Below are 21,388 nucleotides of genomic sequence, written 5' to 3'. Positions count from 1 at the left end.
CACCATCGCCGAAGAGTCGACACGAGACCGCTGAGACCGGACGCCAGTTTCGAGAACGTTTTCCGACCCGCACACGGACACTCCAGCCAATGGTCCCGCCGCTCGCGCTCGATATCGACGGCACGCTGACCACACCCGAGCACAGCATCGACCCGCGAGTGTTCGCGGTGCTGCCGACGTGGGACGCGCCGGTCGTCGTCGCCACCGGGAAGGCGTTCCCCTACCCGGTCGCGCTCTGTCACTTCGTCGGCATCCCCGAGCGCGTCATCGCCGAGAACGGCGGCATCGCGCTCGCGGAGGACGAACTCCGCTACACCGGCGACCCCGAAACGGTCGACGCCGCCGTCGAGGCGTTCCGCGCCCGGGGCGGTGAACTCGGCTGGGGTGAGACGGACACGGTCAACCGCTGGCGTGAGACGGAGGTTGCAACGAGCCGAACTGCCGACGAGGCGCTACTGCGTGCAGTCGCCACGGAGTTCGACCTGGAGTTCGTCGACACGCAGTACGCCTACCACCTCAAGAGCCCGGGCGTGAGCAAAGGCTTGGCGCTGCGTGAGATGGCCACCACCCTCGACTACGCGCCCGAGGAGTTCGTCGCTATCGGCGACAGCGCGAACGATGTTTCGATGTTCGAGGTCGTCGACGAGTCCTACGCCGTGGCCAACGCCGTCGACGCCGCGAAATCCGCAGCAACTCACGTGCTGGACGCGTCGTACGTCGACGGCACGCTGACGGCGCTCGAGGCGATACGCGAGCGAGAGACAGCGTAGCGGAAAACGGGTCGAAGCGGCGGACTCAGCACTCCTCAGCCGTCGGTGTCAGGGCCGCTTCCCGTATCGGAATAAACTTGCCGTCGATATCCCACTCGTGAATGCAGTTCACGTCGCTGACCTCGGTTGCCCGCCAGCCGCCGATGTCCTCGTCGTACCGCTCGACCCGGTCGCATCGTTCGCAAATGCGGTGGTCGGGCGTGCGGAGGACTCCAGTCATGACCAGCCGAAGGCAACGGAGGGATATGAGTCTTTGGCTGTCGGAACCGCTCAGTCCGCAGCCGTGGCCGCCACGAGCGCCGTAACGTCCATCGCGAGTTGGAGGGTTGTCAGTTCCGTGCCGCCGAACGTCTCTCGCTCGCTGCCAACTCGCTCGAAGCCGAGCGACTCGTAGAACTCACGCCCGGGATCGTTCTCGGCGAACACCTCCAGCCAGATTCGTTCGTAGCCCATGTCCTGCAGCCGCCGGGCGAGCCGGCCGGCGAGACCGGTTCCGATACCCGCGCCCCAGCAGTCCGGATGAACGTAGAGCCGGGCGAGAAACCCATCGGCGTCCGGGCCGCTCTCAGAGTCAGGCGCGGGCCCGGCGTTCGTAAACCCGACCACCTCCCCATCGCGCTCAGCGACGAGGAACACCGTCTGCTCGTCACTCGCCTCCGAATCCACCTCAGTAGCATCCGCGATAGTTTTGCGGAGCGACTCGAGGTCGTACCACCGGTCGACCGTCGAATCGACCGTCTCAACGCCCACCAGCTCGTCGTAGGCCTCGTGCCAAGACGCGCGGGCCACCGTCGCGACCGCCTCGGCGTCCGCTTGCATCGCGTCGCGAAGCTCCATACTGACACCGTCGGAGAGCTTCGGGAAATGAATTACTCCCGACAGCGGCTCATTCGATAGCTTTTCCGCCGGCCCGTCCGCAGGTCGGACGTGGACTTCACACCCCGCCAGACGTTCTGGCTCGCGCTCTGCTGGCTCGGGGTCGCACAGTCGCTGAACTGGGGGCTCGCCATCCTCCGTGTCGGGGTCTGGCCCGGTAACGCGGCCGCGCTGGCCGGAAGCGGACTGCTCACCCTCGTCGCCGCCGTCGGCGTCCTTCGCCCGGAGACGCTCGGCGGCCCCACGGAGCGGAGTGCTCCCTGGGTCGGCGCCGTCGCCGCCGCAGCGCTCGCGACTGTCGCGCTGCTGCTCTGAGCGCCGCGGCTCGAACTCCCAGCGTTCAACTATGCTGACCCCCTCAGTGACGGTATGGAGCTACCCGAACGTGAAATCTTCCTCGCCGGCTTCGGCTGGTCGGGGTTCGTCTCGCTGCTCATCTGGGCGATTCCAGCCCTCACCGGCGGCCCGATCGACGCCAACCTCTTCGACCTGCTGTTCGGCATCATCATCCTCGGTTTCGTCAGCCACGCCGCCTACACCGGGACCCGACAGAACCCGTCGACCATCGCGGTGGCGTTCGCCATCTTCGCCGGCGTGTTCGCGACCATGCAGTTCTTCGTGGTCATCGCCTGAGCGCGACCTGCCGTCTTTGCTGCCGCTCCCCAGCCCTCCTGGCCCGGAAACGTCTCCGCCCGCTGAGTGCAGGCTCATCTCATGCAGTCCGGAAGCAGCGTCGGCCCTTTTTCAACCGGCTCCCCGATACGCCCCCGGAGCTCGCAGTCCTCGAACCCAGTCTCGGCGAGGCGAACGTCCCGCGACAAGAGATCGACGACACCGCCAGTATCGAGTCGTTCACGCCGGATATGAAGCTGTTCGGGCACTCTCTCGCGTACGTCACGCGTTCGAACGCGAAACGTGAGCCGCCGCCTCATAGTGATTACGGCGAATAGGTTCATCGACGGTGTCGAACGCCGCCGGTTCAGGGGCTCCCATCACCGACACGGATGGTCACGGCGGGACAGACTCGCAGTAATCACTATCAGACGTCCTGATACGGGCCGAGTCGCGTCCCGTCGGTGAGATACGCCTCTGCGGACGCCAGCCCCACAGGGAGGAACGGCGCGAGAAACGCCTGCCCTTCGACGTTCACCCACGTCCCGCCCGAGCGCAGGTTGAACGCCGGGAACACCACGAGTTCCGGATCGCTCCACGCCATTCCCACCGCCTCGATGCCGAGATGCTCGGCGAACGGTTCCTGCGCGAGCGGCCCGCGGAGCCACGCACGTTCGACGCGACTTCCGCCCACATCGTCGGTGAGTCGGACGGTCGGATGCTCGTGCCCCATACAGAGCGTCGGCGCCGAGAGCGCCTCCTCGCTCGGCCAGGTGTGACCGTGCACCAGTCCAACGTCGCCGGTTCGGATCCCGTCGGACGGAAGCACGTCGAACCGGTCGGGGAACACCTCTTCGACGCCTCCGTCGTGGTTCCCGCGTGCGAGCGTGAGCGGGACGTCCGCGGCCTCCAGCGCGTCGAGAAGCTCCCGTACCTCCTCGGCCTCCGCACCGTCAGGCTCGGCGATGCGGTGGAACAAGTCGCCAAGCACGACCAGCCGGTCGGCATCGGTTTGCGAGAGCAGCGAGAGCACGCGCTCGCGGCGCTGGCCGGCGTTGGAATCGAGTTCCACTCCGCGCTCGTACCGGAGGCCGACCTCGATTCCGGCGTGGTAATCCGCGATAGCCAGTGCGCGCTCGTCGCCGAGAGCGAGGGTCGCGGCCGGTGCCCCCGGCACCGGCTCGACGAGGGCCATCAGATGGCCTTCAGCGTCCCCTCACCGGGCTCGTAGCATTTCCCGCTCATCATCGCGTCCTGGATCGCGTCCTCGACGGTGTCGGCCTCGACACCGTGCTCGTCGACGACGGCGGCAACGACCGCCTCGCGGGCCACGCCATCGCCCTCGTCCAGTTCGCTCATCGTGTCGACGACGATGGTTTCGAGGTCGAGGGCAGCTGCCTCGCTGTCGGCGGCCTCCTCGCTCTCGGCTTCCTCGGTCGCTGGTTCTTCACCGGGGGATTCGTCTTCGAGCTCCTCGAGTTCCTCCTCGGAGGTCGGCACGTCGATACCCGCCTCGCCCGGGCCGCCGACCTCGCTCCCGGTCGCGAACTCGGTGCCGAACTCCGCTTCGACCTCCTTGCGCTCGCTCTCTGTCAGTGCCTCCGTTTCGTCGTCCACGGTTTCGGACGGGTCGAAATCGCCGAGCTCCTCGGTCTCTTTCTCGACGGTCTCCTGCACCGAATCTCCCTCGAAATCGCCGAGTTCGTCGCCCGATGCCGGCTCCTCGGGTTCGGCCACGGACTCCTGGGGCTCGGGTTCCGAGAGGTCTGATTCCGCCGATTCTGCGGATTCATCTTCGGGCGGCTCCGCGTCGGACTCGGTGGCTTCGGGCTCCACGGTGGGAGCCGCCCCAGTCTCGGACACTGGTTCAGTCGCCTTCGGTTCCGCTTTGACGTCCGGGGACTCGGCTTGGGCTTCGGCTTCTGGGGCTTCGGCCTGGTGTTCGACGGCGGCAGTTTCGGCAGGTTCGGCTTCCGTCCCCACAGCGCTCTCAGTTCCTGCTGCCTCGCCTGCCGCCGCTGTCTCAGCCGGTTCTGCAGCCGGAGCCTCGCTCACTGGTTCGACATCGTCCAGCGAGACCGCCGTTTCAGGGAGCGGCCCGAGTTCAGTCGGGGTCGAATCCCCTGGCATCGTTTCGAGGGACTGGACGGCATCGCGCTCGCCGGCGACCTGTTCGACCGCCTCGACGGCGAGCCGCCGAACGGCTTCGAGATACGCCGTCCCGGTTTCGTACTGCTCGATCGCTTTCGGGATGCCCGCGGCGAGCGACGTGTCGACGTCTTCGCGTTCCAGCGCCTCCCGGAGCGCGTCGCCGCGCACGTCGGCGCCGAGGGCCTCCGCGAAGACGGCGATGCGGTCGAGGGTGCGTCCGGCGGCGGTGACCACCCCGTGGTCCCGCGCCTCGGCGTCGACTTCGTTGAGGCTCTCGGGGCGGACCGAGGTGAACACCCGGTCGGAGTCCTCGGGTTCAAACGTCCGGGCTTTGCCAGCCAGCGCGACGAACATCGGCGGGTCGGCCCGGCTCAGGAACGCGTGCTCGTCGGGCTGATACTGGCCGGCGTAGGTGACGAACGCGCCCGTCGGATCTACCACGCGGCCGCGGAGGCTGTCCTCGTTGACCTGCTCGACCTCCGTCAGCACACCAACGGCGAACAGACGGTTAACGCGCGCCCCCGTCGGGGTGACGACGTAGTTCGGCGCGCGCTCCTCGTCGCTCTCGGAGTAAGACAGCGTCGCGTCGTCGAACTCCGCGGCGAACAGCCGCCGGGCGACCTCGCGGTTGCCCGGCCCGGAGTCGGCGCTCATGGGCCCACCCCCAGTTCCGCGAGGAGTTCGTGCGCTCGCTCGCCCGGATCGACATCCGTGGGCGCGAACTCGTCGGCGTTGAGGTTGGCGCCGTATTCGTCGACCGAAAGCGAGCCGCGGGCGCCGTACTCCCCGCCCTCCAACTCGGCGGCGATGGCGTCGGCCACGACGTCGCGGTCCATCGCCTCGCGAGCGGCCTCACGGGCGTCGTCGAGGTCACCGCCGTAGATCTCCTCGGTGATCTCTCGGTCCAGAATCACCGTACAGGTGCCCGTGCCGTCGTCGAGGATCGCTTTGGTCCGCAGGTCGTCTTCGCCGTCGACGCTGCCGTGGGAGCGGCATTCGCCGTTCTGAATCGCGCGATTGCACTCCGGACAGCGCTCGATGAGGCCGGAGCCGTCCCGGACCTCGATGACGCTCCCGGTGAGCTCCACGTCGAAGAGACCGCCGCCGGCGACGGCCTCGCCGATGCTCATCGACGGGGCATCGTCGGTGACGACGATTTCCCTGTCGAGTTCTTCGACGGTCGAGAACGCCGAGATATTCACCGATGGCGCGCCGCGATACTCCCGAACGTAGACGTCCTCGAGTCGGACGCTCGCGCCCGCTTCGATTTCGGGGTGCGGGTCCCAGTCGGTGAACGGCAGGCGCGCGGTTTCGTCGCCGATGACCCCCGAGAGGATCTCGGTTTCCCCATCGCGACCATCGATTACGCGGTCCTCGACCTCGACGATCCGGGCCTCGATGTTCCGACCTCGGTCGCCCGCTGCCAGACCGATGAGGTCGCGGTCGCCGCCGACCTCGTACGGAACCGGGAGCTCCTCGTTTTCCAGGGCGACGCTGGTGCTATCGCCGAGATTGAGTTCGGGGCTCCCCTCCCACTCGCGTACACCGGCGTTGCCGACGGTGACGGTATCGCCCGGTTCGAAGCCGAACTCCTGCCAGGCTGTGTAGGAAACCGCCCCCGTCTCGTCGGCGAACTCGCCCTCGCGGATGGTGATGTCCTCGCCCTGATAGCGGATGGAGCGAGTCCCTTTCGTCAGCACCCGGACGGTGACGGTGACGTTATCGTGCTCGGTCGTGAGGTCGGCCACATCGAGCGATTCGGGAGTGCCGTCGCCGCCGCCACCACCGCCGTGTTTGCGGCGGATGCTCTGTTTTGCCTCGTCGACCGGAACGCTGTACTGGAGCAGGTTCTCCAGGTCCTCTTTGACCTCCTCTTTGTCAACACCGAGAGCGGAGGCGAGCTCCTCGGCGTGTGTATCAACGTCCATCAGGCGAATCTGGGTCTCCATGGGTAATAAGGGTTAGTTCCCACAGCCTGCGGCCAATCGAACTACCCTTGAGCCTCGACCACCCACTCACCGATATGGACACACAAACGCGACTCTCGGTCGCCCGGGAGGCCGCAGTCACGGGGGCCGAGGTCGCGATGGGCGGATTTCGCGGGGAGTTCACCGTCGAGTCGAAGGCGAGCGCACTCGACTCCGTCACCGAGTTCGACCGCGAGGTCCAGCGGCGAATCGCCACGCTGCTACGAGAGGAGAAGCCGGACGCCGTCATCGTCGGCGAGGAAACACTCCCCAACATCGACACCCGGACGACCGTTCCCGAGGAGGGCGACGCCTGGGTGGTCGACCCCATCGACGGCACGAACAACTTCGTCGGTGGCAACCGCAACTGGGGTGTCGCCGTCGCCGCCGTCGATGACGGCGAGCCGGTCGCTGCTGTTAACGAGTTCCCCGCGATCGGTGACACGTACGTCGCCGCCGCCGGCGGAACGAGGCGGAGCGGCGAGTCCTGTTCGGTGAGCGACCGGACTGCGCCGGAGGAGTTCACCATCAACCCAATCTTCGGACTCTCCCCACGCCACCGCCGGATGCTATCCGAATACGTCGGAATCGTCGCCGAGGAGTTCGGTGACCACCGCCGGTTCGGCTGCGCGCAGCTCGCCCTCTCGGCAGTGGCTGCGGGCGAACTCGAAGCCGCCGTTTCGGCGGTCCCCCTCCATCCGTGGGACCTCGTCGGCGGCGCCCATCTGGTCCGCCAGGCCGGTGGTACTGTCACCGACATCCACGGCGACCGGTGGACGCCACACGCCGTGGGACTCATCGCCTCGAACGGCGCGGCTCACGACCGACTCGTCGACGCCTTCGACGCGGCGGATTGACTGGCCATCGACGGAGAGGGCTTATACTGCCGGACAGAACGATGCAACTATCGCTCGCCGTGGATCGGCCGTCACCTGGTGTGATGGTTAAAGGTTGGTGCGCAACTCTGTACTGACTTCTGTCCGGCAGTATTACTCCTCGACGTCGTAGCGAAGAACCACGCCCTCGTCGAGTCGGTCCACGTCCTCGAGCGAGAGCTCCGGGAACGCGTCCGTGTCCGTGAACCCCGTCCCGTCGGCGAGCGTCGGGGCGTCCCGACCGCCGATAACGACGGAGCCGACGAACACGGTGAGCCGGTCGACCAGCCCGGCCTCGAACAGCGAGAAGATGAGTTCGCCGCCGCCCTCGACCAGCAGCCGCTGCATGCTGAGTCCGGCGAGTCGGTCCAACCCCGCGCGGAGGTCGACCCGCTCCGTCCCGGCGACGATGACGGTCCCGCCAGCAGTGTCCAGTGCATCGATAGCGGCGTCGTTCGCCGCCTCGCTCACCAGCAGATACGTGGTCGCGTCGTCGTCGAGCACCGCGGCATCCGTCGGCGTCCGCGCCCGCGAGTCGGCGACGACGCGAGCCGGGTTCGGGTCGCATCCGTTCTCCACGCGGCGCTCGCGCCGTGCCCCATCTTTGATCGTCAAACTGGGATCGTCAGCGAGGACGGTCCCGACGCCGACGAGGATCCCGTCGGACTCAGCGCGGAGCGCGTCCATCCGGTCGAAATCCATGGGACCGGAGATGGCCACCTGCTCGCGCTCGCGGGTCGAGAGCTTCCCGTCGACGCTCTCGGCAGCGTTCACGTGGACGTGCATAATACGACTCCGGGCGCCGACGGGTCGGGTCTTTCGGTCGCGGACGAGGAACGCTCAAGTCGGCCCCTCCCCACCGCCGAAATAATGAGCATCGAGACGGCGGTTGTCGTTATCGGCGGCGGCGCCACCGGCGTCGGCATCGCGCGCGACCTCGCGATGCGGGGCGTCGACGTGACGCTGCTTGAGCGCGGCGAGGGGCTCAACGCCGGCACGTCTGGGCGCTCCCACGGCGTGCTTCACAGCGGCGCCCGCTACGCCGAATCCGACCCCGAGGGCGCTGCCGACTGTGGGCGCGAGAACCGTATCCTCCGAGAAATCGCCGAGGGATGTGTGGCCGATACCGGTGGGCTGTTCCTCCAACTCGAGGACGACGATTCTGCGTACTTCGACCGGAAGGTCGAGGCCTGCCGGGAGGTTGGCATCGACGCCGAGACCCTCGGTGGAGCAGCTGTCCGCGAGCGGGTCCCCGACGTGAGCGAGAATATCGCTCGCGGCATCGCAGTTCCCGACGGTGTCGTCTACCCCTCAAGACTCGTCGCCGCGACAGCGGCCAGTGCCTGTGAGCACGGTGCTGAGATATCTACAAGGAGCCCAGTGACGGCTATCGACGCTGGTAGCGAGGGGGTAACCGTTCACGTCGGCGGCGAGAGCGACCGGTGCATCGAGGCGAACGCGGCTGTCAACGCCGCGGGGCCGTGGGCTGGCAAAGTGGCCGCGTTGGCGGGCGCTGAACTGGAGATGCGACCCACCCGGGGCGTGATGGTCAGCGTCGACTACACCGGAATCGGTCCGGTGCTGAACCGCTGCCGGCCACCCGCTGACGGAGATATAGTCGTTCCGCACGGCAATCAGGCCGTGCTCGGCACGACGAGCGTCGCCGTTGCCAACCCGGACGAGTTCGAGCGAGCCGACTGGGAGGTCGCGCGAACGCTCCAAGAGTGCGCCGAGATGGTGCCGGCCCTCACCGACGCGACCGTCGAGCGCACCTACTGGGGCCTCCGGCCGCTCTACGAACCCGACGAGGTGGACCGCGGGAGCCGTGGAATCTCCCGCGATTTCGCCATCGTCGACCACGCCGGCGCGCAAGAACTGTACAGCGTCGTGGGGGGGAAGCTGACGACATACCGCCAGATGGCCGAAGCTGCCACAGATCGACTCTGCCAGCGGCTCGGTATCGACGAGTCCGGTCGAACGGCTGACTACGAACTCCCCGGTGCTGGCGAGCCGAACCGGCTCGACGACCTGGTCGCCGAGTTCAGCGCGGCCGGCCCGGCCGATAGCGATATGATCGGCTGAGCACGCGGGCCTGCCAGCTCCCCGAGGCTGAAGAGCGTCGTCGCCGATGCACCCCGTATGGCCTACTACTTCGGCATCTATCACTGGCGACGCCGGGGTCGTCGACTGCTCGGTGCTGTGGCGCTCGTCATCGCCGGACTCGTTGTGGGACGGCGGGACGGGGCGCTCGCGAAAGCAACAGCGCTCACTCTCGTCGCTGCGGGTGCCAAGCGCGGTCGCGGCCCGCTGGACCGGCTGCTCTCGCCGCCGCCCTGGCAGCCCGACGACTGGAAATACCGAGCGCTCCGCGAGGCGATGCCGTACGCGGAGGCCGAGCAGGCCCTGGATGTCGGCTGTGGCACCGGTCGCTCGCTGGTCGGCCTCGCTCCGGCGGTGCCAGAGCGCTGCCGGCTCCTCGGCCTCGACGTGTTCGACGACCGGGTCATCCTCGGAAACGGCCCGACGCTGGCACGGCGGAACGCTGCAGAGGCGGGACTCGACGCCGGGGTGGTCGCGGGGGACGCGGCGAGGCTCCCTCTCGCCAGCGGGAGCCAGGACGTCGTCACTGCCTGTCGCGTGCTCCACGACCTCCCGCGAGCGGCCGCTGAGTCGGCGCTCCTGGAGGCCCGGCGCGTGCTCCAGCCCGACGGAACCCTCGGGGTGCTGGAGCTCCCGATTCCGCACGACTCGGCGGCGGACCCACTCGACTACTGGGAGAGGCTCGTCGCCGACGCAGGGTTCGCCGTGGAGGAGGCGCGGGAGGTGGAGGCCGGCGGCTACTACCTGCTGGTGGCGACTCCCGAATAAATGAGGGAGGCCCTGATGCCAGAGTCGACGGCTGGCGAACAACCGGAGTAGTGGGGTCGGCGCGACGGGCTCCGGAGGTCCTCGCCGTGTTCGTCGCGCCGTGACTCTCAGATCACACGGTTGGCTGGTCCCGTTATCCGAGAAAAAGGTTCGTCGTGGCTAGTTGGCTGTTAGTCGTCGACGGGTTCGACGCCGATCGTGACCGTCACGCCCTCGATCTGCCACTCCTCGACCAGCCCACTGTCAGTGTCGATGTCGTCGACGTCAACGAACGCGGCTGCACGAACCTCATCTGCGACCAGGTCGCGCTTGTCCTGGAAGAAGCCGGCGACTCGGTCGTCCTCGGCGTCGACGGCGACGCGAATCTCCTCCTCGACGTCGAGATCCAGACGCTTTCGTGTCTCCTGGATACGCCGGATCAGGTCGCGAGCGTACCCCTCGCGCTCGATCGCCTCGGTGAGCTCGGTGTTTACGTACACCGTCCCGCCGTCGAACTCCGCAGCGGAGACGTTCTCCGGCGGTTTCGCATGGTACTCCACCATCTCGTCGTCGAGTTCCACCGTCTCGTCGTCGACTTCGACGCCGTTTTCGACGTCCTCGCGGCGCTTGCCCCGAACGGCGGCCATCACGTCCTGGGCGTCGCCGCCGAAGGCGGGACCGATAACACTCATTTGCGGTTCGGCCACCTCGACCAGTTCCCCGTAGCGCTCCGTGACGACGAGGCGCTGGGCGTTCACGCGCTCGAGGAACAGCTCCTCGAGCGAGACCATCGCCTCGGCGACCTCCTCATCCGCGGTTTCGATGACGACCTCCTGAACTGGCCACCGCAGCTTCCGCCCGCCCTGCTGGCGTGCGTTCGCGGCGGCCTCTTCGGCGTCCCGGAGGACGGTCATGTTGCGCTCGAGTTCGGGGTCGCGGAGCGCCTCGTCCGGCGTCGGCGCCTCCAGCATGTGGACCGTGGCTGCCTCACCGTCGAGGGTCTCGTACATCAGCTCGGCGAGGTACGGCGTGTACGGCGCGATGAGGCGAACGACTTCGTCGAGAACCGTCGAGAGCGCAGCGTAAGCGCCGCGCTTGCTCGCGGAGTCGCTCTCCTCCCACATTCGCTCGCGGATGGCCTTGATGTAGAACCGGGAGACGTCCTCCGTGACGAAATCGAGCAGGACGTTGAGCCCGTCGTGGACCGCGTACTCGTCCCAGGCCTCCTCGGTTTCGGCCGTCACCGTCTGGAGCCGCGAGAGAACCCATTCGTCCACGACGCTGAGCTCGCCAACGCCGGAGCCTCCGGCCCCGACTGGCTCGTCGTGCTCGGAGCGATCCCGGCGAACGTTGCCGAGGTCAGCCTCACCGGGGTCGTAGTCGTCCAGCTCCATGTACGGTAGCGGGAACCGGAACACGTTCCAGAGGATGTTGAGCGTCGACTGCATCTCCTCGAGTCCGTCCCACTCGAAACGCAGATCCGCCCCATGTTGGTCGTGGCTGAGCAGATACGCCCGGAGCGGGTCCCGACCGACCTCCTCGATGGCTTCGTGCGGGGTGATGATGTTGCCCAGACTCTTGGACATCTTCCGGCCGTCGCTGTCCAGCGCGAAGCCGTGCATCACTACCTCCTTGTATGGGATGCGGTCCAGCGCGGCGGTGCCCATCCCGAGCTGTGACCAGAACCAGCCACGAGTCTGGTCGTGGGCCTCGACGATGACGTCGGCGGGCCAGAACTCCTCGAAATCCGCCTCGTTGCTGGGGTAGTCGAGCGTTCCCCAGGAAGCGACCGAGGAGTCCAGCCAGACGTCGAACACGTCAGGGACGCGCCTATGGGTCACGCCCTCTTCGGTGATAGTCAGGTCGTCGACGGTCGGCCGGTGGAGGTCGAGTTCCTCGACGTCGACGTCCTGGTCGGCTCGCTCGACCAGTTCCTCACGCGTACTGATGACGACGAGATCATCGGGGTCTCCCTCCTCGGGCACCCAGCCTTCGGGCGTCCAGATCGGGATGGGGATGCCCCAGTATCGCTGCCGGGAGACGTTCCAGTCCGGCGAATCCTCGACGAAGTTCCTGAAGCGACTGTCTCGGGCCTCCGGCGGATGCCACTCGCTGTCCTCGATGTTCTCGAGCAGTTCGTCTTTCACGTCGGTGACGGTGATGAACCACTGATTGGTGGCGAGGAAGATGATATCCGTGTCACACCGCCAGCACTGCCCGTACTCGTGGGTGTACGTCTCGCCAGCGAGCAGAGAGCCGCTGGACGCCAGGTCGTCGATGATGTCCTCGTTGGCGTCGCGGACGAACTGACCGGCGTACTCGCCGGCGCGCTCGTCGAAGACGCCGTCGCCGCCGACCGGACAGAAGATGTCGAGGCCGAGTTCGTCGCCCCGCTCGAAGTCCTCCTGCCCGTGGCCGGGGGCGGAGTGGACCAGTCCGGTGCGGTCGAGTTCGACGTAGTCGGCGTGGTAAACCTGGCCGGCGCCGACGAAGGAGGGGTGGTCGGGCACCTCCTCGGCCAGTGGGTGCTCGTACTGCCAGCCGACGAGGTCGGCGCCGTCGTACTCCTCGAGCACCTCGTAGTCGTCGTAGCCCGCCTTCGAGAGCACCTCCTCGACGCACTCCTCAGCGAGATAGAGCACCTCGCTCTCGCCGTCGCCTTCGGCGCGGAGCCGCTGATACGTGGCCGCCTCGTCGACGGCGACGAACGTGTTCGCCGGAATGGTCCACGGCGTCGTCGTCCAGATAACCAGGCTTCCTTCGTGGTCCTTCAGCGGGAACTTCACGTAGACGGAGGGGTCCTCGACCTGGTGGTACTCGACCTCGTTTTTCGCGATGGCCGTCTCACACCGGGGACACTGGGTGATGGAGCGCTTGCCCTGCTCGACGAGGTCGTTCTCGTGGGCCTCGGCGAACGCCCACCACGCGGCCTCGATATACTCCGGCGAGATGGTCTGATACGGGTTCTCCCAGTCCATCCAGACCCCCAGCGACTGGAAGTCCTCGTCCATCTTCTCGCGGTTCTCCACCGCGAACCGTTTGCACTCGTCGATGAACGCCTCCATCCCGTACTCCTCGATCTCCTGTTTGGAGTCGAAGCCGAGTTCCGACTCGACTTTCGTCTCGATGGGCAGGCCGTGCATGTCGTAGCCCGGCCGGTCGGTGACGTTGTACCCCTCCATCCGTTTGCGCCGAACGACCGAGTCCTTCAGCGTCTTGTTCCAGGCCGTCCCCAGGTGCATCTGACCCGAAGTGTAGGGCGGGCCGTCGACGAAGAAGAACGGTGGGTCGTCGGCGTGGGCGTCTTTCGTCCGCTCGTAGGCGTTGTGGTCGTCCCAGTGGTCTGCGACCGCCTCCTCGATCTCCCGCGGCGCGTACTGGTCCGGAACCTCCTCGTCCATACTGTGTCGCTGTCGTGGGTCGCTTATCAACCCGGTGGTCCGGCAGCCACACTGTCGAACCTCTCCCCACAAACGGTTTATCGGAACGGCAACACGAACGGATCGATGCGTACCCTCATGCTCGCCACCCTCCTCGTCCTCGCCGGTTGTACTGCGCCGCTCGGAACCGACGCTCCTCCGACACCGACAGGATCCTGTATGGAAGAGCCGAAACCGACGCCGACCGCCGACGGATCCGACGTCGACGCGCAGCCCTACCCGGACCCGCCGGCGACGTTCTCGACGGATTCAGTCCGGGAGTACGTCGAGGTCTACGAGTCAGCGCTGCTCCGGAACGACGCGCTCGCGGGGCAGAACCTGAGCTACCTCGAGGTGTACGTCGAAGACCTGAGCGTCACACGACGGGGAGACATGTACGTGGTCCGACTCCAGTCGTACACCAACGGCGGCTACTACGAGCGGGAGGGCGAGGGAACCCCGATCGTGGTTCACTGGGACGGGGCTCCCACGCCGGCGAGTTACCTCGTGACCGAGGACCGCCTCGTTCGGGCTGAGTCCGACGGCGACGACCACGTCTCGCTCGCCCGGCTCCGGAACGGGACGACCCTCGAGTGCTTCTGAATCGACGCCGGCCGAGAAGATTTACGGCCGCTCTCCGATGGTGACCGCATGGCTGAGCACGACCACGCCGATCCCGACCGCAGCGGCGCGATTCATCATCTCGAGCTGTACACCGCAGATATCGACGCCGCCGTCGATTTCTGGGGCTGGCTCCTCGGTGAACTGGGCTACGAGCTGAAAAACGACTGGGCCGGCGGCCGGTCGTGGATGAACGGGCCTACCTACGTCGTCCTCGTCGAGACCGACAAGAACGCGGAGTTCGACCGCAACGCCCCGGGACTGAATCACGTTGCGTTCCACGCCGCCTCGCGGGAGCAGGTGGACAGGCTCACGAAAGGCGTCCAGGAACGGCGGGACGCGACGCTACTCTACGAAGACCAGCACCCCTACGCGGGCGGGTACTACGCGCTCTACTGCGAGGACCCGGAGGGGGTGAAGGTAGAGGTGGTGGGGCCGGAGGCGTGACCGGCAAGGCGAGGCGGGTGCCACGAAGGAGATGTTCAAACCGCCTGAGCCCGAACCGCCCGTATGAGCGAGATTCCGCTCGAATACGTCCACCGAGAGCCCGATGGCGACACCGACAGCGCGCTGTTCATCCTCCACGGCCGCGGCGCCGACGAGCAGGACCTGCTCCCCGTCGCCGAGCAGCTTCCGGGTGACCGGCACGTCATCAGCTTCCGCGCGCCGGACCGCCTGCAGGGCGGCTACACCTGGTACGAACTCGACCTCTCGGCCGGTGGCCTGGAACAGAGCCAGCCCCACGACGAGCAGTTCCGCCGGAGCCTGGACCTCGTCGCCGAATCAGTTGACGCCGCCGTCGGGGCGTTCGACCTCGACGCCGACAGCCTCGGCTTGCTCGGGTTCAGCCAGGGCGCTATCACCACCCTCTCGCTGCTGCTCGAGGAGCCGGACCGGTTCGCCTGGGTCGCCGCTCACCACGGCTATCTCGCCGAGTCTCACGCCGACCACGACCCCGAGGGAATCGAGGGCAAGCCCGTCTTCCTCGCTGCCGGACAGACCGACCAGATCATTCCGACCCATCGGGGCGAGGCCGCCGCGGACCGGCTGGAAGCGGTCGGCGCCGAGGTGACGTTCGGCGCGTTCGACACCGGACACGGAATCGGGCGCGAGGAGCTCGCGTCACTCGTCGAGTTCGTCGAGGAGCACACGTAGCCCCTCGTTCGTCGAGGTTTCCACCGTCCATGGCGTGTTGTTCTCACGCCGAGGACGACTCGGATGTCGCGTTTTTCGCCTCGGGGAGCCACGCGGGTTCGGCAATAGTGGTCGTGTCCAGCGACTCGTAGGAGAGCGTGAACTGAACAGGCTCGCGAGCACCGTCGCCGTCACTGTCCGGGAGTGTGTAGCTCACGGCGAGAGAGGTCACGACCCCGTTCCTGTTGACGACGGCCGTGGCCCGGTAGGACTCCGCGTTCGGGATCGTCGCCGGCGCGCCGGTGACGACGATTCGGCAGCTATGTGTCTTGATTCCGGCACCGCCGTTCCCGGACTCGGTACAACTGATCCGCGACTGCTCCTCGCTGAGGAAGTATTGGAGATACCTCGTCACTTCGGTGGTGAACGTCCAGGCCCCGCCCGCCGCCTCTGTGGGGTACCGCAGATAGCTCGTCCCTGTCGCATCGACCCGCTGGCGGTAGTTTACCCCGCCGTTAGCGAACACGCCGATACGGACGGAATCCGCGCCGGACCTGTTTCTCGAGAGCCCCCCTGACGGATAGGTGTAGTTCATGTCGAAGCTGTAGTGGTAGGATCGCTGAACACGAACAGTGTAGTTCCACGCGGTGCGACTGTCCATGAACGACGAGTTCGGCGGCCCCGTCGCGGCAACGTGGAGCGTCCGTTGCCGACCGATCACCCGCTGTTCGTGCGCCGCGAGAAGCCTGGAGAGGTCGGTGATGCCGGACCTGCCGACTCCCGGCGGGAGACCGTCCGAGTTCGTCGCCTCGGTTGCCGAATCGCTCGGCCCACTCGACTCGCCGAGCGCGCCAGCCCCCGCAGTCCCGGCAGTGGCATTTTCGGCAACTTGTGGCACGTCTCCCTCGTTCGGGGTCAGTACGGGGCCAGCGACGACGACCCCAACGAGGACGACGACGAGCAGCACACTCAGCGCGAGCCGGGGCTCTCCGAAACCGTTTCGGGCTGTCCGCGGTGTCTCGGCCACGAACTGCCTGAACCGTTCTGAAACCGGCGGTCTGACGTGGGGGCCCGGCGCATCGAACGGTTGTTCGAACGTCGACTCGAACAGCGTTGTGGCTGTCTCTCGGTCGACCGCATAGCGGAGCTGTTCGTAGAGGACAGCGGGCGGGACGTACCGAACGCCGGCCCGTTCAGCAGCTCTCCGGACGGCGTCCCGATCGCGTGCGGGAGCGAGGGTGTCCGCATCATCGAGTGCTGGCACGCCGACACGGCCCGGGTCGACCACGCGGAGGTGCCGCTCCATGCCGTCGCGGGTGGCGACGACTGCACCCCCTTCGATCGACGTCTCCCAGCCCCGGGCCGCCCAGAGGTCGGCGACGAACGCCGTGCGCTCCGCTTCGTCGAGGCTGCGGAACAGCCGCGTGAACGCCTCCTCGGAGGGGAGCGACATTGTCGAGGGGAGGGTCTGCGTCGGCAAAAGCGTTCACCGCGCTGGCGTGTTTGTTTGATGGACGACCCGATAGTGCGGCTTCGACAGTTCGAAGCAGCGTCGTGTGTCCGCCATCGTCAGGGAAGACGCGTCGGACGAAGCTCATCCGACTCCGTCCCGGACTCAGTTGCTCGTCTCGTTTTTCGCTTCGGGGAGCCACTCGGGTTCCGACACCGTCGTCGAGTCCAAGGATTCGTACGCGATCCAGAACCGGACCGGCTCGCGCTCCCCGTCGCCGTCACTGTCCGGAAGCGTATAGCGAACGGATAACGAGCGGACGACACCTGTCCTGGTCACGGTGGCTGTAGCGCGATAGGCCGCCGCATTCGGCAGCGCCGACGGGGCGCCGGTGACGACGACCCGGCAGCTCTGAACGTCGACATGTGCCACGGCGTCAGCAGCGGTATCCCCGGCATTGGGGCCCGAGCAGTCGACCCGTGAACGTTCGCCGTCCAGGAAGTACTGTAGATACACGGTCACCTCGTGAGTGAACGTCCGGGCACCACCCTCCACCTCCGTCGGATACGTGATGTAGCTTGTTACGGTCGGGTCGCTCCGGCGGCGATAGGTAGTGCCACCGTTGGCGAACCTGTCGATACGGACGATGTCGACACTGGACCGGTTTTTCGAGTCCGTCGCTGGTGGATAGGTGTAGTTAGCGTTGTATCGGTAGTGGTAGGACCGCTTGACTCGAACGGTGTAGTTCCACGCGAGCCGGCTGACCATGAACGTCGCGTTCGGCGGCCCGATCCCGGCGACTCGGAGCGTCCGTTCTCGATCGATCACACCGCGTTCGTGTGCCCCAACGAGAGCGTCCAGGTCCTCGATACCGTTTTCGCCGATCCCAGGCGGGAAGCTGTTCGAGTTCGACGCCTCGGTCGCGAATGCCCCCGCCCCGCCGAGAGCGCCCGCAGCCTCGGTGGAATTCGTCGCCATTCCAGCGAACGGTATCGCCTCCGGCTCATTCGGGGACAGGGCGGGACCGACGACGACGGCGCCGACGAGGAGTATCGCGAGGAGTACGCTCATGGCTACGTGGAATCCACCGACGCGATCACGCGGTGCCTGTCGAACGCCTGTGGCCCACTGCCGGAGCCGTTCGGCCAGTGGCGACTCGGCGTGTGGGTCCGGCGCGTCGAACGGCTGGCCGAACGTCGATTCGAACAGCGCCCCAGCCGTCTCCCGGTCGATCCCGTACCGGAGCTGGTCGAACAGTACAGGAGGCGGGACGTACCGAACGCATGCTGCGTCGGCGGCCGCCTCGACGGCCTCTCGGTCGCGGGCCGTGACGAGTACGTCCGTGTCCTCAACTGTCGGGACGGCGAACCAGCCCGGGTCAACGATGCGAATCCGCTGTTCGGTGCCGTCGCGGGTGGCGACGACGACTTCGCCCGCAGTCGTCGTCTCCCAGCCCCGGGCCGCCCAGAGGTCGGCGACGAACGCGGTTCGCTCCGCTCCATCGAGGGCGCGGTACAGCCGCGTGAACGCTTCCTCCGAAGGAAGCGACATTTGTGAAGCAAGGGACTACTTCGGGAAAAGCGTTCACTCCGGTGGCGTGGCTAGTTGAAGACCGGATCCGCTAGTTCGGTTCCGGCGGTTCGAGGGAGATGCGCGTGCTGAACACCATCAGGCAAGACGCGTTGGGCGAAGCTCATCCAACTCCATCCCGGACTCAGTTGCTCGTCTCGTTTTTCGCTTCGGGGAGCCACTCGGGTTCCGACACTGTCGTCGTGTCGAGCGTGTCGTACTCGAAGCTGAACTGGACGAGTTCGCGCTTGCCGTCGTTGTCGGTATCAGGGAGCGTGTAGCTGACCGAGAACGAGGAGACCAGACCGCTTGGCCTGATGGTTGCGGACGCTCGGTAGCCTTCGGCGGCCGGGAACGACGGCGGGGCCCATCTTATGATGATGCTGCAGTGGGCGCCGCGGTAGTCAGTATCGTCGACGCAGTCGACCCTCGTCAGCTCGCCCTGGAGGAACGTTCCGAGGAACCCGCTCACTTCGTCGGTGAACGTCGACGCGTCGTCCCCGTCCGCCATCGGATAGCGACGATAGGTTGTTTGGGTTGCGTTCACCCGTCGGCGGTAGTTGACCCCGCCGTTCGAGAACAGGTTTATTCGGACAGTTCCGGGGCCAGCCGTCGCCGTATCCGCCGCTGCTGGAAACGTGTGGTTGGCATCGACGCGGTAGTGAAAGGAGCCTTCGGCTCGCATCGTGTAGTTCCACGCGAGGCGTCCGGACATGAACGTCGCGTTCGGGGGGCCGGCCGCGGCTACGTGCAGCGTCCGTTGGCGATTCCTCACTGCGTTCTGATGCGCCTCGATGAGCGCCGAGCGGTCACTGATACCGGACTCGACCATTCCCGGCGGGAAAACGGGTTCCCCCTGCGCGTCCGTTCCGAGTCCGCTCGGCCCGGCGGCTTCATTGGCTTCACCGGGTGAAGGCGTCGCGGTCTCGACGACCCGTGTGGGCTCCTCATCGGTGGAGATGAGCGCTGGACCAGCGACGGCGACACTCACCAGCAGCACCACGACGAGCACGCTCACGGGGATGTGAGAGCCACCAAACCGGTCGTAGCTGCGATTTCCCAACTCCAAAACAGCCCCCCGAAGCTGTTGGGAACGTGGCGGCGCGACGTGGCTCTCTGCGTCCAACGGCTGGCCGAACGTCTCCTCGAAGAGCGCTGCGGCGATGTCCCGGTCAACGCCGTAGCGGAGTAGCTCTCGGAGCTCGGCGGGTGGCACGTACTGGAGATCGGCACGCTCGGTCGCAGTCCGAAGCGACGCACGCTCCTGCACCGGCACAAGTATATCGGCATCGTCGGGGACAGCCGTTCTGAACCGACCGGGGTCGACGACGCAGAGACGCTGTCGCTCCCCGTCTGAGGTTGCGATGATCACACCGTTCACGACAGTCGTCTCCCAGCCTCGCGCTGCCCAGAGTCCCGCAACGAACCGCAGCCGCTCCGCTGTGGAGAGGTCGCGAAACAACTGTCTGAACGCCTCCTCCGAGGGGAAGGGCATTGGTGTGAGGAGGGACCGCGTGGGGAAAAACATTCACCGGGTTGGTGTGACTCTTCGGAAACTGCACCGCGGGAGTGGTCACGATAGCTCGGGAGATCCGAGAACGCTCCGATACGAACAGGCGAGCGCAATCCGCAAGCGTCCCGTATTCAACCCCCCGTCTCGTTCCTGGCCTCCGACAGCCAGTCCGGCGTGGAGACAGTCGTCTCTCCAATCGCGTCGTACTCGACAGTGAAGTACACCGGTTCGCGGCTACCATCGCCGTCCCGGTCCGGCAGCGTATAGGAGACCTCGAGAGAGGTGATGATACCGTCGTCCTGCACAACTGCGACCGCACGGTAGGAGTCGGCGTCGGGAAATGTTGAGGGCGCCCCGGTGACGACGATCCGGTAGGCGAAGCACTCCCCGGACTCGAGCGTGCCCACACAGTCCACGACCGAGCGGTCCCCCCGAAGGAACGCCTCGAAGTAGCTCCGGACTTCCCTGGCAAAGCCTGAAGCGTCGCCGGTCGTGTCGATGGCGTACTCGCGGTAGCTCGTCTCGGTCGGGTCAACCTGTTTCCGGTACTTCGACCGCCCGTCGGCGTAGATACTCACGTCGACGATATCGACAGTGGAGTCGTTCGCCGGCGGGAACCGAGACGGTGGGAAGACGAACCGCCCGTCGAAGCGATACTGCCGCGGGCTCGCGATACGGCTCGTGTACCGCCACATCTCTCGCCCGTTCATCAGTGTCGCGTTCGGCGGCCCGCTCGCCCGCACTTTCAGCGTCCGCGACGTCCAGAGGACCGCGTCGACGTGGCCATCCAGCAGCGCCGAGCGGTCGGTGATGCTGCGCTCGCCGAGACCGTCCGGTCGGGCAGCGTCGTCGACAGCGGTGGCTGCAGTCGCCGATGTCGCTGTTTCAGTGGAGCCACCGAGTGCGCCTGCCTCGCCCGCCGTGTACGTCTCCGAGGGGACTGTGACGTCGCTCTCTCCCGCCGGCGAGAGCGCGGGCCCGGCAACCGCGACGCCCACGAGCAGCGCGACAACCAGCAGCAGGCTGAGCTGTCGGGAGCCGCCGACGCGCTCGCGAACGGCGCCCAGGGTGGCGGTGCCAGCCCCCAGAATCCGCTTCGAGAAGGGAAACGTCGTGTCCGGAGCGGCCTCCAGCGAGTGGTCGAACGTCTCCGCGAACAGCGTCGCCGCTGCTTCGCGGTCGAGCCCATAGAGCAGCCGGTCTCGGACCGCCTCGGGAGGCAGATACGTCACATCCGCGGCCGCCGCTGCCTCGCGCACGGGCTCCCGATCGCGGGCCGTAACGAGCACGTCGGCCTCCTCCAGCGACGGCATCCCGAACCAGCCGGGATCAACGACACGGATGCGCTGGGTAGCGTCACCGCTAGTGGCGATGACATCAGTCCCGTCAATCGTCGTCTCCCACTCCCGGGCCGCCCAGAGTCGCGCGATGAACGCTGTCCGCGCCGCCGAATCGAGAGACCGAAACAGCGTCCCAAAGCGCTCCGGAGAGAGGAGAGGCATCGACGAACCCAGGGGACGGCGAGGTAAAAGCGTTCACCGTCGTGGCATGCAGCGGAGGAAAGCCCCGAAGGAAACAACCTGG

The 21,388-nt window shown here is 66.7% G+C and carries 20 protein-coding genes; 9 read left to right on the top strand and 11 right to left on the bottom strand.

Annotated elements, in window-relative coordinates; genetic code table 11:
* Positions 1-89: 89 nt before the first annotated feature.
* The gene (locus V5A38_RS01025) at positions 90-770 is read left to right on the top strand and encodes an HAD-IIB family hydrolase (protein ID WP_332323884.1); all 681 of its coding nucleotides are present in this window, start codon (positions 90-92) and stop codon (positions 768-770) included.
* A 25-nt stretch (positions 771-795) separates the two neighbouring features.
* On the opposite strand, the gene V5A38_RS01020 is transcribed toward V5A38_RS01025, so the two are convergent.
* The gene (locus tag V5A38_RS01020) at positions 796-990 is read right to left on the bottom strand and encodes an HEWD family protein (protein ID WP_332323883.1); all 195 of its coding nucleotides are present in this window, start codon (positions 988-990) and stop codon (positions 796-798) included.
* A gap of 50 nt (positions 991-1,040) precedes the next feature.
* Positions 1,041-1,607, bottom strand: coding sequence for a GNAT family N-acetyltransferase (locus V5A38_RS01015; protein ID WP_332323882.1), 567 nt, complete (start codon positions 1,605-1,607; stop codon positions 1,041-1,043).
* 90 nt (positions 1,608-1,697) lie between these two features.
* On the opposite strand from V5A38_RS01015, the gene V5A38_RS01010 reads away from it, so the two are divergent.
* On the top strand, positions 1,698-1,961 hold the full coding sequence (locus V5A38_RS01010) for a hypothetical protein (protein WP_332323881.1): 264 nt from the start codon (positions 1,698-1,700) through the stop codon (positions 1,959-1,961).
* A gap of 54 nt (positions 1,962-2,015) precedes the next feature.
* Positions 2,016-2,279 carry a hypothetical protein gene (locus tag V5A38_RS01005; protein ID WP_332323880.1) on the top strand — a complete coding sequence of 88 codons (264 nt, stop codon included), beginning with the start codon at positions 2,016-2,018 and terminating at the stop codon, positions 2,277-2,279.
* A gap of 406 nt (positions 2,280-2,685) precedes the next feature.
* Here the strand turns inward: V5A38_RS01005 and V5A38_RS01000 are convergent, their stop codons facing one another.
* The 3 genes from V5A38_RS01000 to V5A38_RS00990 are packed head-to-tail and all read right to left on the bottom strand — an operon-like array spanning position 2,686 to position 6,337.
* Positions 2,686-3,453: a metallophosphoesterase gene (locus tag V5A38_RS01000; protein WP_332323879.1), complete on the bottom strand. Its 768-nt coding sequence runs from the start codon at positions 3,451-3,453 to the stop codon at positions 2,686-2,688.
* Entirely contained in the window at positions 3,453-5,063 is a 1,611-nt protein-coding gene (locus V5A38_RS00995) for a hypothetical protein (protein ID WP_332323878.1), read from the bottom strand. The genes V5A38_RS01000 and V5A38_RS00995 overlap by 1 nt, the downstream gene beginning before the upstream one ends.
* A complete protein-coding gene (locus V5A38_RS00990; protein ID WP_332323877.1) occupies positions 5,060-6,337 on the bottom strand; it encodes a Single-stranded DNA binding protein in 1,278 nt (425 codons plus the stop codon). The genes V5A38_RS00995 and V5A38_RS00990 overlap by 4 nt, the downstream gene beginning before the upstream one ends.
* Before the next feature lie 95 nt (positions 6,338-6,432).
* Here V5A38_RS00990 and V5A38_RS00985 point away from each other — a divergent pair, with 95 nt between their 5' ends.
* On the top strand, positions 6,433-7,233 hold the full coding sequence (locus tag V5A38_RS00985) for an inositol monophosphatase (protein ID WP_332323876.1): 801 nt from the start codon (positions 6,433-6,435) through the stop codon (positions 7,231-7,233).
* Positions 7,234-7,365: 132 nt separating this feature from the next.
* On the opposite strand, the gene V5A38_RS00980 is transcribed toward V5A38_RS00985, so the two are convergent.
* Positions 7,366-8,037, bottom strand: coding sequence for a 2,5-diamino-6-(ribosylamino)-4(3H)-pyrimidinone 5'-phosphate reductase (locus V5A38_RS00980; protein ID WP_332323875.1), 672 nt, complete (start codon positions 8,035-8,037; stop codon positions 7,366-7,368).
* Positions 8,038-8,121: 84 nt separating this feature from the next.
* Here V5A38_RS00980 and V5A38_RS00975 point away from each other — a divergent pair, with 84 nt between their 5' ends.
* Together V5A38_RS00975 and V5A38_RS00970 are read left to right on the top strand one after the other, a co-directional pair.
* Positions 8,122-9,333 carry a glycerol-3-phosphate dehydrogenase/oxidase gene (locus tag V5A38_RS00975; RefSeq protein ID WP_332323874.1) on the top strand — a complete coding sequence of 404 codons (1,212 nt, stop codon included), beginning with the start codon at positions 8,122-8,124 and terminating at the stop codon, positions 9,331-9,333.
* A 57-nt stretch (positions 9,334-9,390) separates the two neighbouring features.
* Positions 9,391-10,119, top strand: coding sequence for a class I SAM-dependent methyltransferase (locus tag V5A38_RS00970; RefSeq protein ID WP_332323873.1), 729 nt, complete (start codon positions 9,391-9,393; stop codon positions 10,117-10,119).
* A gap of 170 nt (positions 10,120-10,289) precedes the next feature.
* Here V5A38_RS00970 and ileS read toward each other — a convergent pair whose 3' ends face one another.
* Positions 10,290-13,499: an isoleucine--tRNA ligase gene (gene ileS / locus V5A38_RS00965; RefSeq protein ID WP_332323872.1), complete on the bottom strand. Its 3,210-nt coding sequence runs from the start codon at positions 13,497-13,499 to the stop codon at positions 10,290-10,292.
* A 105-nt stretch (positions 13,500-13,604) separates the two neighbouring features.
* Between ileS and V5A38_RS00960 the strand changes: the two genes are divergently transcribed.
* The 3 genes from V5A38_RS00960 (at position 13,605) to V5A38_RS00950 (ending at position 15,293) form a co-directional block, all read left to right on the top strand.
* Positions 13,605-14,120 (top strand): hypothetical protein, encoded by a 516-nt coding sequence (locus V5A38_RS00960; protein ID WP_332323871.1) that lies wholly within the window; start codon positions 13,605-13,607, stop codon positions 14,118-14,120.
* 48 nt (positions 14,121-14,168) lie between these two features.
* Positions 14,169-14,585, top strand: a complete 417-nt coding sequence (locus tag V5A38_RS00955) for a VOC family protein (protein ID WP_332323870.1) — start codon at positions 14,169-14,171, stop codon at positions 14,583-14,585.
* 63 nt (positions 14,586-14,648) lie between these two features.
* Complete coding sequence (locus tag V5A38_RS00950; protein WP_332323869.1) at positions 14,649-15,293, top strand: dienelactone hydrolase family protein; 645 nt, start codon at positions 14,649-14,651, stop codon at positions 15,291-15,293.
* 43 nt (positions 15,294-15,336) lie between these two features.
* Here V5A38_RS00950 and V5A38_RS00945 read toward each other — a convergent pair whose 3' ends face one another.
* The 4 genes from V5A38_RS00945 to V5A38_RS00930 all read right to left on the bottom strand — a co-directional run bounded on the left by V5A38_RS00945 (position 15,337) and on the right by V5A38_RS00930 (position 21,306).
* The gene (locus V5A38_RS00945) at positions 15,337-16,725 is read right to left on the bottom strand and encodes a hypothetical protein (RefSeq protein ID WP_332323868.1); all 1,389 of its coding nucleotides are present in this window, start codon (positions 16,723-16,725) and stop codon (positions 15,337-15,339) included.
* Positions 16,726-16,887: 162 nt separating this feature from the next.
* A complete protein-coding gene (locus tag V5A38_RS00940; RefSeq protein WP_332323867.1) occupies positions 16,888-18,273 on the bottom strand; it encodes a hypothetical protein in 1,386 nt (461 codons plus the stop codon).
* Positions 18,274-18,436: 163 nt separating this feature from the next.
* Positions 18,437-19,786 (bottom strand): hypothetical protein, encoded by a 1,350-nt coding sequence (locus V5A38_RS00935; protein ID WP_332323866.1) that lies wholly within the window; start codon positions 19,784-19,786, stop codon positions 18,437-18,439.
* A 149-nt stretch (positions 19,787-19,935) separates the two neighbouring features.
* Complete coding sequence (locus V5A38_RS00930; protein WP_332323865.1) at positions 19,936-21,306, bottom strand: hypothetical protein; 1,371 nt, start codon at positions 21,304-21,306, stop codon at positions 19,936-19,938.
* Between the last annotated feature and the right edge of the window lie 82 nt (positions 21,307-21,388).

The organism is Halolamina sp. (genome assembly GCF_036626355.1).
Taxonomy (GTDB): Archaea; Halobacteriota; Halobacteria; order Halobacteriales; family Haloferacaceae; genus Halolamina.
Note: the sequence above shows the minus strand (reverse complement) of the source record. Positions and strands in the feature narration are given on the sequence as shown.